The following is a 13,107-nucleotide window of genomic DNA, read 5'->3' on the forward strand; positions in this document are numbered from 1 at the left end:
GCGATGGACTCCGCCGTCATCCGACGTGCGCTCGCCGACGCGCTCGCCTTCGTCCTCCCCGTCGAGTGCGCCGGGTGCGAGGCCGAAGACGTGGCCTTGTGCGGCGAATGCCTCGTCGCGCTCGAGCCCGAGCCGCAGTGCCGCGAGATCGACGGCGTGGCGGTCTGGAGCGGCGTGCGCTTCGAGGGGAGAGCTGCCCGCGTCGTGCGCACGCTGAAGGAGGAGGGGCGCACGGCGCTCGCACGCCCGCTGGGGGCGGCTCTCGGCGCGGCGCTCGCCGCGCTCCCCGACGGCGCCGCGTTCGTTCCGGTGCCGACGTCGACGGCGTCGATGCGACGACGCGGATACCGCGTGCCCGAGCTGCTGCTGCGCCGAGCGGGGGTTCCCGTCCACAGGGCGCTGCGCATCGTGCGGGCCACGGGCGACCAGCGCGCGCTCGGCATCGACGACCGCCGCGCGAACGTCGAGCGCAGTCTGATCGCGACGGGCGTCGAGGGGCGTCGGGTGGTCGTCGTCGACGACGTCGTCACGACCGGCGCGACCCTCGGCGAGGCGGTGCGGGCCCTGCGCGCGGCAGGAGCCGACGTGGTGGGAGCGGCGACGGCGGCGGCGACGCCGAGGCGTCGCGGGGGCCTCCGCTAGGCGAATCCGATGAGGTTCACCGCATCCGCGGTTCGGGCGTGACAGGTCCGGTCGTCACGACTACGGTGGGGGGACTAGCAAGGCGACGGACCGTTCGCCCTTGGCACCGAACAAGCCGATTGGGCGAACCCGGAACAAGGAGGTCACGGATGGACACCAACATCGTCGGCGTGGGAGTAGGGATCACGGAACGATTCCGAACAGTCGTCGAAGAGAAGGCCTCACGCATCGAAACCCTCGCGCCCCGCGCGCAGGGCCTCGAGGTGAAAGTCACCCATCGCGCTTATCACAACGGGCGGATGGAAGACGAGACCGTCGAGCTCACCCTCGGCGGCAAGGGTCCGGTCGTACGGGCCGAAGCAACGGACGGCGACAAGTTCACCGCCCTCGACCTCGCCGTCGACAAGATGGCCGAGCAGTTGCGTCGAGCCAAGGACAAGCGCGTCGACGCGCGCAACCACCCCCGGGGTGCGAAGTTCGAGAAGGAGAGCGGATCGCTCGCGGGCATCGACATCGAGCCCGCTTCCGCCGAGCTGTTGCACGCCGTCGCGACGGGTGAGGTGCCCGTCGTCCAGGCGGACGACGAGGCCGACTACACGCCCGTCGTCATCCGAACGAAGCAGTTCGACGCCGAGTGGATGACGGTCGAGGAGGCCGTCGACCGGATGGAGCTCGTCGGACACGACTTCTTCCTCTTCGTCGACGCGCGCTCCGACCACCCGAGCGTCGTCTACCGCCGCAAGGGCTGGGACTACGGCGTGATCTCGCTCGAGACGCAGGCCGCTCCGGAGGCACGCGCCGCCTCCTGACACCCCCGCACAGACCGCGAGACCCGATCCGACCGGCGAGACCCTGGCTTTCTGTCAGGGTCTCGCCGCGGAGATCGGGTCTCGCGGTCTGTGGGCGAGCAGATGCTGCGGCGGGCCGATCAGCCGTCGAACATGTCGCCGAGGAGCGACCCGATGACGAGGCCGCCGAGCATGCCGCCGACCATGTTGCCGCCGCCCATGCCGCCGCCGCCGCGGCGACCGCCCCATCCGTCGCCGCCCCAGTCGTTCGGGCGCGAGGAGTCGATGTCGTTCTGCGCGAGCTGAAGGGCCTCCGACGCCAGCGCGGCCACCCGGCGGGCCTGCGCGATGGTGCGCTCGCGCGCCTCCTCGTCGATCGGTCCGAGGGGGATCTCGGAGCGGAGGCGCTCGGCCTCTGCGAAGCGCGTGCGCGCATCGGCTCCGATCCAGCCGCGGTGGCCGGAGATGATGCTGCGCGCCACGGTGAGCTGGCGATCGGCGTCGTCGACGGCGTGCGTCACGTGGGTCTGGGGGATGACCGGCCGCGAGGCGCGCTCGCGGGCGGTGTCGAGATCGGTGTTCGCCTGACGCAGTCGCGAGAGTGCCCCGAACGGGTCGTCTCGCACTCCGCCGGCCGGAAGCTCGGCCAGGGCCTTCTCGAGGGCGACCATGGCCTCACGGACGGCCGGGGTCTGCGGACCGCTGCGCGCATCGACCAGATCGCCGCGGGAGTCCTCGACGACGGCGGCGAGCGTCGACTCGGCGCGCAGCGCCTCGATCTCGTAGGAGTCGATCGCGTCGAGAAGCGACTCGGCACGGCGGATCGACTCGGTCGCCGCCTCGAGGGCGACCCCGGCCTGTTCGCGCTGGCCGGCCTCGCGTCGGCGCTCCGACACGTCGGCGGTGTGACCGGCGAAGCTCAGCAGCTGCTCGATCTCCTCGGGGTTGCCCGAGATCTGCTGCAGCGCGGCCGGGCTGTACCGGGTCGCCAGCCGCTGCACGGCATCGCGGGCCGCGGGCACGCGCAGTGAGAGGCGTTCGCGGTCGGCGCGCACGCGTTCGAGCACCTCGGGCGCGCGACGCACCTTCTCGATCGCGCCCTGCAGCACCGTGGTGCGCTCCTCGAGCAGGTCTTCGGCCCACTCGGACAGCTGGATGATGCGGGCGTTGCGGGTGCGGAGCTCCTCCGGAGTATCGGGGATCTCATCGTGGTTGAGCTGGTGGAGGTGGAAGGCCTCGCTCAGGTGGGTCTTCACGGAATCGAGGGCGTTGCGCAGGTCTGCGGTGGCCGACTCGCCGAGCTCGGCGACCGCGAAGTCGAGCTCATCGGTCGTCAGACGCACGCGCTCGTCGGCCGCGACGATGGCCATCTCGGCCCGTCGCATCAGGTCGGCATCCGCCGCATCCTGCTCTTCGCGCTTGCGTTTTCCCCAGAACCCGGCCATGTTCCGATCCTACGATCCCGGTGCGGTGTGGAAGCCGACTGTTCGCCGTGGGCGCGCGATGGGCTTACCCACCCTGGTTCCTCGGAGGTCACGAACGGATAACATGGGCGTCATATGCCTGTTCGCAGGCGGGCCTTCGCGCCGCACCCGACAGATGGAGATCCTCCGTGGCCAATCCTCTCGAGAAACTGCTCCGCGCCGGAGAGGGGCGCATCCTCCGCCGGCTCCAGCAGGTGGTCAAAGCGGTCAACGCACTCGAAGACGACTACGCACAGCTGACCGATGACGAACTGCGCGGCGAGACCGCGGAGCTGCGCTCGCGTCACGAAGCGGGCGAGACGCTCGACCAGCTCATGCCGGAGGCGTTCGCCGCGATCCGCGAGGCGGCCAAGCGCACCCTCGGCCAGCGTCCCTACGACGTGCAGATCATGGGCGGCGCTGCCCTCCACCTCGGCAACATCGCCGAGATGAAGACCGGTGAGGGCAAGACACTGACGGCGACGTTCGCGGTCTACCTCAACGCGATCGCCGGCAAGGGCGTGCACGTCATCACGGTCAACGACTTCCTCGCGAGCTACCAGTCCGAACTCATGGGCCGCGTCTACCGCGCGCTGGGCATGACGACGGGCGTCATCGTCGCCGGGCAGACGCCGCAGGTGCGCCGTGAGCAGTACGCGGCAGACATCACCTACGGCACGAACAACGAGTTCGGGTTCGACTACCTGCGCGACAACATGGCGTGGCGCAAGGAAGACCTCGTGCAGCGCGAGCACTTCTTCGCGATCGTCGACGAGGTCGACTCGATCCTCATCGACGAGGCGCGCACCCCGCTGATCATCTCCGGCCCCTCGTCGGGCGAGGCCAACCGCTGGTTCGCCGAGTTCGCGAAGATCTCTCGCACCCTCGAGGTCGGTGTCGACTACGAGGTCGACGAGAAGAAGCGCACCATCGGCGTGCTCGAGCCCGGCATCGAGAAGGTCGAGGACTACCTCGGCATCGACAACCTCTACGAGTCGGCCAACACCCCGCTCATCTCGTTCCTCAACAACTCGATCAAGGCGCTCGCGCTGTTCAAGCGCGACAGCGACTACGTCGTGATGAACGACGAGGTCATGATCGTCGACGAGCACACCGGCCGCATCCTCGTGGGTCGCCGGTACAACGAGGGCATCCACCAGGCCATCGAGGCCAAGGAGAACGTGCCGGTCAAGGCCGAGAACCAGACCCTCGCCACCGTGACGCTGCAGAACTACTTCCGTCTCTACGACAAGCTCGCGGGCATGACCGGTACGGCCGAGACCGAGGCCGCCGAGTTCATGTCGACCTACAAGCTCGGCGTGGTGCCGATCCCGACGAACAAGCCGATGGTCCGCAAGGATCAGTCCGACCTCGTCTACAAGAACGAGACGGCCAAGTTCGCGCAGGTGGTCGAAGACATCGCGGAGCGCCACGAGACCGGCCAGCCGGTGCTCGTCGGAACCACCAGCGTCGAGAAGAGCGAGTACCTCTCGCGCCTGCTGGCCAAGAAGGGCATCAAGCACGAGGTGCTCAACGCGAAGAACCACGCGCGCGAGGCCGAGATCGTCGCACGTGCCGGGCGTCTGGGCGCGGTCACGGTCGCCACCAACATGGCCGGTCGCGGTACCGACATCATGCTCGGCGGCAACGCCGAGTTCCTCGCGGTGCAGGAGATGAAGGCCAAGGGTCTCGACCCCGTCGAGACCCCCGAGGCCTACGAGTCGGAGTGGGACACGGTCTACCAGGGCACGAAGGACGTGGTGTCCGAGGAAGCCGCCAAGGTCGTCGAGGCGGGCGGTCTGTACGTGCTCGGCACCGAGCGGCACGAGTCGCGTCGCATCGACAACCAGCTGCGCGGCCGCTCGGGCCGTCAGGGCGACCCCGGCGAGAGCCGCTTCTACCTCTCCCTGACCGACGACCTCATGCGGCTGTTCCAGTCGGGTGCGGCGGAGGCGATCCTCGCCCGAACGAACTTCCCCGACGACGTCGCGATCGAATCGACCATGGTCTCGCGCGCGATCCGCAGCGCCCAGACCCAGGTCGAGGCGCGCAACGCCGAGGTGCGCAAGAACGTCCTGAAGTACGACGACGTCCTCAACCGCCAGCGCGAGGCGATCTACGCCGACCGTCGCCAGATGCTGCACGGCGACGACATCGCCGGGCGCGTCGAGCACTTCATCGAAGACGCCATCAGCACGGTGATCGACGACCACACCGGAAGCGGTCACACCGAGAGCTGGGACTTCGACGCGCTCTGGACCGAGCTGAAGACGATGTACCCCGTCTCGGTCACCATCGACGAGGTCGTGGCCGAAGCCGGCAACAAGGGCCGCGTGACGGCGGCCGGTCTCAAGCGCGAGATCCTCTCCGACGCGACGATCGCCTACAAGAACCGCGAGGAGACGCTGGGCGCCCCCGCCATGCGAGAGCTCGAGCGTCGCGTCGTGCTCCAGGTGCTCGACCGCCGCTGGCGCGACCACCTCTACGAGATGGACTACCTCAAGGACGGTATCGGCCTGCGCGCGATGGCACAGCGCGACCCGCTCATCGAATACCAGCGCGAGGGGTACCAGATGTTCCAGTCGATGATGGACCAGATCAAGGAGGAGTCGGTCGGATACCTCTACAACCTCGAGGTCGAGGTGCGTCGCGCCGACGGCGACGAGGCCGAGGTCGAGGCCAAGGGGCTCGCCGCGCCGCCGGTGGAGGGTCAGCGCCTGGAGTACTCCGCCGCGAACGATGCCGGCGAGGTCGAGGTGCGCAACGACCGCGGGCAGGTGCAGCAGGCGGCGACGAACCGCGTGCGTCAGGCAGCGGCCGCCGCATCGGTCCCGGCCGCGGCGCCCGTCGCCGAGGCGCCCCGCGGCGCCTTCGGTCAGCGCACCGATGGCGGCCAGGGGGCCCCGGCGGCCGCCCCGCAGAACCGTGCGGAGCGACGGGCCGCCCCGAAGAAGAAGTGACCGCGGCCCCGGACCGGTCCACGCGATGAGCATTGGCCGGTTCGGGGCGGGTTTATTCTGACTGGATGACCTCGCCACGCTCGCTCGACCAGTCGTCGAAGCTGAAAGACGTCCTCTACGAGATCCGTGGCTCGGCGCTCATAGAGGCCGATCGGCTCGAGAGCGAGGGACACCGCATCCTCAAGCTGAACACCGGCAACCCGGCCGTGTTCGGCTTCGAGGCACCCTTCCAGATCGTGCGCGACATGATCGACGCCGTTCCCCACGCGCACGGCTACAGCGACAGCAAGGGCATCATGTCGGCGCGCCGCGCGGTCGTCTCGCGGTACGAGCAGGTGCCGGGATTCCCGCTGTTCGACCCCGATGACGTGTACCTCGGCAACGGTGTGTCCGAGTTGATCACGATGGTCATGCAGGCGCTTCTCGACGAGGGCGACGAGGTGCTCATCCCTGCGCCCGACTACCCGCTCTGGACGGCGATGACGAGCCTCGGCGGCGGCACGCCGGTGCACTACATCTGCGACGAGCTCGACGGGTGGCAGCCCGATCTCGACGACATCCGGTCGAAGATCACCCCGCGCACCAAGGCGATCGTCATCATCAACCCGAACAACCCGACGGGGGCGGTCTACTCGCGGGAGGTGCTGGAGGGGATCGCTGCCGTCGCGCGCGAGCATTCGCTGCTGCTCCTCGCCGACGAGATCTACGACCGCATCCTCTTCGACGATGCGCAGCACATCCCGCTCGCGACCGTCGCGCCCGACCTGCTGTGCCTGACGTTCAACGGGTTGTCGAAGACCTACCGCGTGGCAGGGTTCCGCTCGGGTTGGCTCGTCATCACCGGTCCGAAGGACCACGCCAAGGGGTTCATCGAGGGGATCACCCTCCTCGCCTCGACCCGTCTGTGTCCGAACGTCCCGGCGCAGTACGCCGTCCAGGCGGCGCTCTCGGGGGTGCAGTCGATCGACGCGCTCATCGCCCCGACGGGTCGGCTCCACGAGCAGCGGGATGCGGCGTGGCAGGGCCTCGAGGCGATCCCCGGTGTCTCCTGCGTGATGCCGCAGGGAGCGCTCTACGCCTTCCCGCGGTTCGACCCGGAGGTCTACGAGATCCCGGACGACGGGAAGTTCGTCCACGACTTCCTCATCGCCGAGCATGTGCTCCTCGTGCAGGGCACGGGGTTCAACTGGCCGACGCCCGACCACGTGCGCATCGTCACGCTGCCGGAGGCGCGGGTGCTCACCGACGCGATCGAGCGGCTCGGCAACTTCCTCTCCTCGTACCGCCCCTAGGCGTCACAGCAGGGCGAGGGACGTCGCCCTCCAGCGACGGTCCATCCCTTCCAGCCGGATGGCCACGGCGCGGGTGCGCGCCGGGCCCGCGACGATCACGACCGCCTCGACGACTCCGTCGGCGGGCACGCACTCGCGCACGGACAGGATCCGGTGCACCGGGCGCGCGGCGGGCACGCCTCGTGCGCTGCGGGCCCGCGTGGCGAGGTTGGCGCGCGTCAGCAGGCTGCGGTAGGCGTCTTCGGTGAGCCAGCGCGACAGCTGTTCGATCTCGCGCACGCCGGCCAGCACCTCGAGGACGCCGAGCGTGAGGTTGCGCAGCAGCGGCGCCGGGGCGGGGAGGTCGCTGGAGCGGGTGGGCTGGGGTGCGAAGTATTCGTCGATCTCCAGCGATCGAACCGTGAGGGGGAATGCGCGGGCAGAGCTCGTCGACATCGATGCCATCAGTGCGCCTCTCTCGACCGGGGGTGTCGTTGAGTCCAGCGGGGGACTTTCCGCTCAGTACAGCACAACATCTGCTACGGTGGCCGAACTTTTCCAGGATGTGGATAAGCGATCCGGGCCACGGGGTAGCTGCCCTAACGTCGGCGTCATGCGATGGGACCGTTTCTTCGAGGACATCGAAGATCAGCTGGAGTCGGAGTGGGAGGCCGAGCGCGCTGCCCTCGAGAGCGAAGCGGAGCGCCTGCGGCTGTCGAAGCTGACCCTGCACGAACGTGTCGCCGCGATGGTCGGTGCCGACGCCTCCGCGACCCTCGAGCTCATCGACGGCACCGCGCTCGATGCCCCCGTCACCGCCCTGGGCGCGGACTGGCTGCTCGTGTCCCCGTGGCAGACCCGCGCCGGCGCCGCGCTCGTCCCGCTGACCTCCGTGACGGCCGTGAGGACGCCTCACGCCGAACTCCTGCGCACCGCGCGGCCCGCGGGCGCGACCGCGAAGGCGCCCGTCTCCCGCCGCGCCACGTTCGGGTTCGCGGTGCGCGATCTCGTGCGCCGCCGGGCGGGGGTCAGCATCCACGCGACCTCCGCGCGCGTCTTCTCGGGGACGATCGACCGCGCTGGCGCCGACCATCTCGATCTCGCACTGCACGATCCGGGGGCGCCGCGTCGTCGCGCCGAGGTCTCGGCGTACCGCATCATCCCCTTCGCCTCGGTCGCGTGGATCGGCATCGACGCGCCGATCGCGGTGTGAGCGGGGGGATGGCTCAGTCGGGGTTGCGCACGCTTCCTCTGCCCCAGAGCTCGGGGAAGCTGGCGGCGTTCGACTGTCGCCAGAGCGCGATCCGCCGCGCCTCCTCGGCCTGATCGTCGAGGTATCCCTCGACGCTGTCCGCGTCGACCCGCCATCTCGCGGGCGTGCCGACGCGGGCGCCTCGCAGGCGTCCGTCGTGGACGAGCGCGATGACCTCCTCGACGGTCACGTCGAGCAGTTCGGCCACCTGCGACGGCGCGAGCATCCGCGCGCCGGTCGGGGGGACATCTGGCATGTCTTCATTATGAGCGTCGCCACGGCGGCGCCGCAGCGACCCGCGCGGTTGTGGATAATCGCCGCCGGGCCGGCGCGCTTCGTTGCACCATGGTCGCCATGACGGCCATCGACTCTCCTCGCCGACGACCGCGGACGTTCTGGGCCGACGCCCGATTCCTGATCGGGATCGTCTTCATCGCGGTCTCCATCGCCGGTGTCTGGTTCGTCGTGGCCGCGGCCCGGCAGACCGAACCGGTCTACGCCGCGACGCGCACGATCGTGCCGGGGGAGGCGGTGACCCCTTCCGATCTCCGGGTCGTCGACGTCGCTCTCGGCCAGGCGCGGCGCTCCTATCTCCCGGCCTCCGCGCTCGAAGACGCACTCGTGGCGACGAGGACGATCGGCGAGGGCGAGCTGGTGCCGGTCGACGCCGTCGGCGGTGCCGGCGACGCCCGGACCACCAGCGTCGTCGTCCGCTCGACGACCGACGTCTCCGAGGCCATCGGGGTGGGTACGCGCGTCGAGGTCTGGCACGCGCCCCCTCTCGATCGTGACACGTTCGAGGTGCCGCGCATCCTCATCGCCGACGCCACGGTGGCCCGTGTCAGCCGCGACGACGCGATGATCGCCGGCCCCGCGGCGACACTCGAGCTCGTGATCGCGAGAGCCGACGTCGCAACGATCCTCGGGGCGCAGTCCGACGGCTCGGTGCTGTCGGTGGTGCCGATCGCCGGGGCGACGCGATGACCGTGGTCGTCGCGGTCGACGCGCCCCGCGGCGCCCGCCTCGCGTCCGAGCTCCGCGGCGAAGGTCTGACCGTCGTCGCGGTCGTCGACGCGGATGCTGCGTCGCGCACGCCGCGCGATGTACTCGCCGCCGATGCCGACGTCCTGGTGGTCCAGGCGTCCCGGCGGGGCCTGTCGCGGATTCTCGTCGAGGAGTGCCAGCGGCGTGCTGTCAGGGTCGTCGTCCTCGGTGACGAGCCGTCGGCCCGGCGCGACGCCGAGCTGCTCGGACTGGCCCGGCCGCTCCCGCTGGACGTCGAGGGGTGGGTGCTCGCCGATGCGCTCGCGAGCCCCGCGGCGACGTTCGTCGCTGCGCCGACGCCGCCGCCGGCGAGAGGGAGCGGGGTGATCGCCGTGTGGGGGCCGCACGGCGCGCCCGGCCGCTCGACCCTGGCCATCGAGCTCGCCGTCGAACTCCGACGCAGCGCGGCGAGGGTCGCGTTGGTCGACGCCGACACGCACGCGCCCGCGCTGGCGGTGATGCTGGGGCTCGCCGACGAGGGACCGGGTTTCGCCGCGGCGTGCCGCCAGGTCGGTCTCGCCGAGCTCGACGACGAAGAGCTCCGTCGGATCAGCGTGCCCATCGGGGCCGGAGCGGGGCGCGTGGACGTGCTGACCGGCATCAACCGGCCCGGGAGGTGGCCCGAGTTGACGCACGATCGCGTGACGGGAGCGCTGCGCGCCTGTCGGCGCTGGGCCGACCACGTGGTGGTCGACGTCGCGGCCTCTCTCGAGACCGACGAGGAGATCGTCAGCGACCTCGACGGGCCGCGACGCAACGCGGCGACGCTCGGCGCGCTGCGGGAGGCCGACATGATCGTCGCCGTGCTGTCGGCCGATCCCGTAGGCGTGTCGCGCTTCCTCCGCGCGCACGCCGAGCTGCGCGCTGCGGTGGGGACGACACGCGTCGTCGTCGTCGCGAACAGGATGCGCCCGGGCACCCTCGGGGTCGACGCCCGAGGGCAGGTGCGTCGCACGCTCGAGCGCTTCGCGGGGATCGAGGACGTCTGGTTCGTCCCCCTCGATCCCCGCTCGGCAGACGCCGCGGTGCTGGCGGCTCGACCGGTCGCGGAGACGTCCCCCCGCTCTCCGCTCGCCGCTGCCGTGCGTCGTGTCGTCGGTGAGGCGGTCGCTCCGGCGGTGGCAGCGTCAGCGGCTCCCCGAACGCGCCGCGGCTCCATCGGGCGACGCGTGGCGCGTACCGCGTGAGCGTCGGTGGACGGGGGAGGCTCCCCGTACGCTAGGGGGGTGTCCACGCTCAGCGACCTCGTCTATGCCCAGGGCCGATTCACGGAACCGGATGTCGAGTGGCTCCATCGTCTCGCCGGGGACGGGCAGCTGCTCGCCGACCTCGCGTTCGCCGACGTCGTGATCTGGGTGCCGACCGCCGACGACTCGTTCGTCGCCGTCGCGCACACCCGCCCGGGCGGCGCCGCCACCCTGTTCTACCGCGACATCGTCGGCGACCGCGTGCGGCCGCAGTGGCGCACGCAGGTGCTCGAAGCCTTCCAGAGCGGCCGCATCATCGATTCGGCGTCGCCCGACTGGTTCGAGGAGACTCCCACGCGCGTGCGCGCCGTGCCGATCGTCCGCACCTCGACCCAGGCCGGTCAGGCACCGGTCACGGTCGGCGTGCTCACCCGTCACACGAACCTGGGCGAGGCACGCATCCCCTCGCGTCAGCAGATCACCTTCAACGACTGCGCCGACGACGTCTTCGGCATGGTCGCGTCGGGGGAGTTCCCCGATCTCGCGGCTCCGATCGCGCCTCGCCGCGGCGCACCGCGGGCCTCCGACGGCCTCATCCGGCTCGACGTCGACGGGATCACCACCTTCGCCAGCCCCAACGCCCTCTCAGCGTTCAATCGCATGGGCTTCGATGATGAGCTCGAGGGGGAGGCGCTCGTCGACGTCACCACCCGCATCCTCCCCGCCGACCGCGAGGTCGACGAGTCGCTGCCGGTGGTCGTGACCGGGCGTGCTCCGTGGCGGGCCGACATCGAGGCCCGCGGCGTGCAGGTGTCGCTGCGCACCATCCCGCTCCGCGATCACGGCGTGCGCATCGGCGCGATCGTGCTCTGCCGTGACGTGACCGAGATCCGGCACCAGGAGCAGGAACTCATCACCAAGGATGCGACGATCCGCGAGATCCATCACCGGGTCAAGAACAACCTGCAGACCGTCGCGTCGCTGCTGCGGATCCAGGCGCGGCGCACCCACTCCGACGAAGCCCGGGACGCTCTCAGCCAGGCCATGCGACGCGTGTCGGCCATCGCCGTGGTGCACGACACCCTCTCGGAGGGTCTCGCCCAGAACGTCGATTTCGACGATGTGTTCGACCGCGTGCTGAAGCTCGTCGCCGAGGTCGCCGCCGCTCCCAACACCCGCGCCCGCACGCGTTCGACGGGCCGCTTCGGAACGTTGCCGAGCGAGTACGCGACGCCACTGGCGCTGGCTCTCACCGAGCTCGTCACGAATGCGGTCGAGCACGGACTCGCCGGGCGCGAGGGCGAGGTGGAGATCACCGCCGAGCGATCCGACGAGAGACTCGAGGTGCGCGTCCGCGACTCCGGTGTCGGCATGCCCGAGGGGCACGTCGGCCAAGGGCTCGGAACGCAGATCGTCCGCACCCTGATCCAGGGCGAGCTGGGCGGCACGATCGACTGGCACACTCTCGTCGGCAGCGGCACCGAGGTGACGATCGACATCCCCATGCGCTACATCGACCGCTCTCGCGCCTGAGCGGGGAGCATCCGAAGACGCTCCCCGCTCAGTTGGCGGTTGCTCACCGCGAAGGTGGTTTCACCAGGTGTGCGTCAGGAGCCCGCCGGTGAGCGGGTGACGCCGGTGATGGGCGCTCAGGAGGCGCGACGGGCGCGCGCGGCGCGCCGCTTCAGCGCGCGACGCTCGTCTTCCGACAGACCGCCCCAGACACCGGAGTCCTGTCCGGACTCGAGCGCGTACTGCAGGCACACCTCGGTGACGGTGCACCGGGCGCAGACCGACTTCGCCTTCTCGATCTGGTCGACGGCAGGGCCGGTGTTCCCCACGGGGAAGAACAGCTCGGGGTCGACGGTGAGGCAGGCGGATTTGTCGCGCCAATCCATGGTGGTGCTCCTTGTGACGTAAGTCGGATGGGTTCGGATCCCGTATTCGGGTGTCGGGTACCCTGGTGGGAGATGCGGGCAGAGGCCCGCCCCACTTCGCTGTGGGAGCACACGGCTTCGACCATGCTCCCACAGCGCTCCCGGACGATCAAGAGGTAACCGGCAGGTTTCCAGGGAGTTACCGCCCGCATCCGGTTCCCGAAAGGACGCATCGTGCCCGTGCGCGTTCTCGCCGCAGCCATGCTGGCGCTCGAAGCCGTGGGTGCGCTCGCGCTCGTGGTGTGGCAGATCGTGGCGCTCTTCGAGGGCGACACCGTCTTCCTCACGACGGCTCTCGCACTGATCGTGCTCACCGTGGTCGCGGCCGGTGCCCTGGCCGCCTTCGCGGTCGCCACCGCACGCGACCAATCGTGGGGGCGCTCGGGCGGGATCGTCGTGCAGATCCTCATCCTCGCCGTCGCGCTGGGTGCGCTCACGGGGGCGGAGGCCGACCCGCTGACGGCCCTCGCGATCGCCGCGCCCGGTGCGATCGGACTCGTGCTCCTCGTCGGAGCAGTCAGGCGGGCCGCGCCGGAGCGTCCCGACGACGAATGACGTCGACG

General features: G+C 70.3%; 13 protein-coding genes. 9 read left to right on the forward strand and 4 right to left on the reverse strand.

Annotated features, from left to right (window positions below; translation table 11 throughout):
• Nucleotides 1–3: 3 nt before the first annotated feature.
• Nucleotides 4–642, forward strand: a complete 639-nt coding sequence (locus DEU34_RS04385; protein WP_121148979.1) for a ComF family protein — start codon at nt 4–6, stop codon at nt 640–642.
• Between the two features lie 149 nt (nt 643–791).
• Nucleotides 792–1,451 carry a ribosome hibernation-promoting factor, HPF/YfiA family gene (gene hpf / locus DEU34_RS04390; protein WP_121148980.1) on the forward strand — a complete coding sequence of 220 codons (660 nt, stop codon included), beginning with the start codon at nt 792–794 and terminating at the stop codon, nt 1,449–1,451.
• Nucleotides 1,452–1,570: 119 nt separating this feature from the next.
• On the opposite strand, the gene DEU34_RS04395 is transcribed toward hpf, so the two are convergent.
• On the reverse strand, nt 1,571–2,875 hold the full coding sequence (locus DEU34_RS04395) for a hypothetical protein (protein ID WP_121148981.1): 1,305 nt from the start codon (nt 2,873–2,875) through the stop codon (nt 1,571–1,573).
• A gap of 167 nt (nt 2,876–3,042) precedes the next feature.
• Between DEU34_RS04395 and secA the strand changes: the two genes are divergently transcribed.
• Both secA and DEU34_RS04405 read left to right on the forward strand, forming a co-directional pair.
• Nucleotides 3,043–5,853, forward strand: coding sequence for a preprotein translocase subunit SecA (gene secA / locus DEU34_RS04400; protein WP_121148982.1), 2,811 nt, complete (start codon nt 3,043–3,045; stop codon nt 5,851–5,853).
• Nucleotides 5,854–5,918: 65 nt separating this feature from the next.
• Nucleotides 5,919–7,145, forward strand: coding sequence for a pyridoxal phosphate-dependent aminotransferase (locus DEU34_RS04405; RefSeq protein ID WP_116646078.1), 1,227 nt, complete (start codon nt 5,919–5,921; stop codon nt 7,143–7,145).
• A 3-nt stretch (nt 7,146–7,148) separates the two neighbouring features.
• Here the strand turns inward: DEU34_RS04405 and DEU34_RS04410 are convergent, their stop codons facing one another.
• A complete protein-coding gene (locus tag DEU34_RS04410; protein WP_121149714.1) occupies nt 7,149–7,580 on the reverse strand; it encodes an Rv3235 family protein in 432 nt (143 codons plus the stop codon).
• A 157-nt stretch (nt 7,581–7,737) separates the two neighbouring features.
• Between DEU34_RS04410 and DEU34_RS04415 the strand changes: the two genes are divergently transcribed.
• A complete protein-coding gene (locus DEU34_RS04415) occupies nt 7,738–8,337 on the forward strand; it encodes a hypothetical protein (RefSeq protein ID WP_121148983.1) in 600 nt (199 codons plus the stop codon).
• A gap of 13 nt (nt 8,338–8,350) precedes the next feature.
• Here DEU34_RS04415 and DEU34_RS04420 read toward each other — a convergent pair whose 3' ends face one another.
• Nucleotides 8,351–8,632, reverse strand: a complete 282-nt coding sequence (locus DEU34_RS04420) for a helix-turn-helix domain-containing protein (RefSeq protein WP_259460023.1) — start codon at nt 8,630–8,632, stop codon at nt 8,351–8,353.
• A 98-nt stretch (nt 8,633–8,730) separates the two neighbouring features.
• On the opposite strand from DEU34_RS04420, the gene DEU34_RS04425 reads away from it, so the two are divergent.
• Genes DEU34_RS04425 through DEU34_RS04435 form a run of 3 tightly spaced genes read left to right on the forward strand, consistent with a single transcriptional unit; the run spans nt 8,731 to nt 12,140 of the window.
• Nucleotides 8,731–9,360: an SAF domain-containing protein gene (locus tag DEU34_RS04425; protein ID WP_121149715.1), complete on the forward strand. Its 630-nt coding sequence runs from the start codon at nt 8,731–8,733 to the stop codon at nt 9,358–9,360.
• Nucleotides 9,357–10,607, forward strand: a complete 1,251-nt coding sequence (locus DEU34_RS04430) for a P-loop NTPase (protein ID WP_121148985.1) — start codon at nt 9,357–9,359, stop codon at nt 10,605–10,607. The genes DEU34_RS04425 and DEU34_RS04430 overlap by 4 nt, the downstream gene beginning before the upstream one ends.
• Nucleotides 10,608–10,646: 39 nt before the next feature.
• On the forward strand, nt 10,647–12,140 hold the full coding sequence (locus DEU34_RS04435) for a sensor histidine kinase (RefSeq protein ID WP_121148986.1): 1,494 nt from the start codon (nt 10,647–10,649) through the stop codon (nt 12,138–12,140).
• Between the two features lie 116 nt (nt 12,141–12,256).
• Here the strand turns inward: DEU34_RS04435 and DEU34_RS04440 are convergent, their stop codons facing one another.
• Nucleotides 12,257–12,505, reverse strand: coding sequence for a WhiB family transcriptional regulator (locus tag DEU34_RS04440; RefSeq protein ID WP_116646083.1), 249 nt, complete (start codon nt 12,503–12,505; stop codon nt 12,257–12,259).
• 213 nt (nt 12,506–12,718) lie between these two features.
• On the opposite strand from DEU34_RS04440, the gene DEU34_RS04445 reads away from it, so the two are divergent.
• Entirely contained in the window at nt 12,719–13,099 is a 381-nt protein-coding gene (locus DEU34_RS04445) for a histidine kinase (RefSeq protein ID WP_259460024.1), read from the forward strand.
• Nucleotides 13,100–13,107: the final 8 nt, after the last annotated feature.

Source organism: Microbacterium sp. AG1240 (assembly GCF_003635115.1).
Classification (GTDB): domain Bacteria; phylum Actinomycetota; class Actinomycetes; order Actinomycetales; family Microbacteriaceae; genus Microbacterium.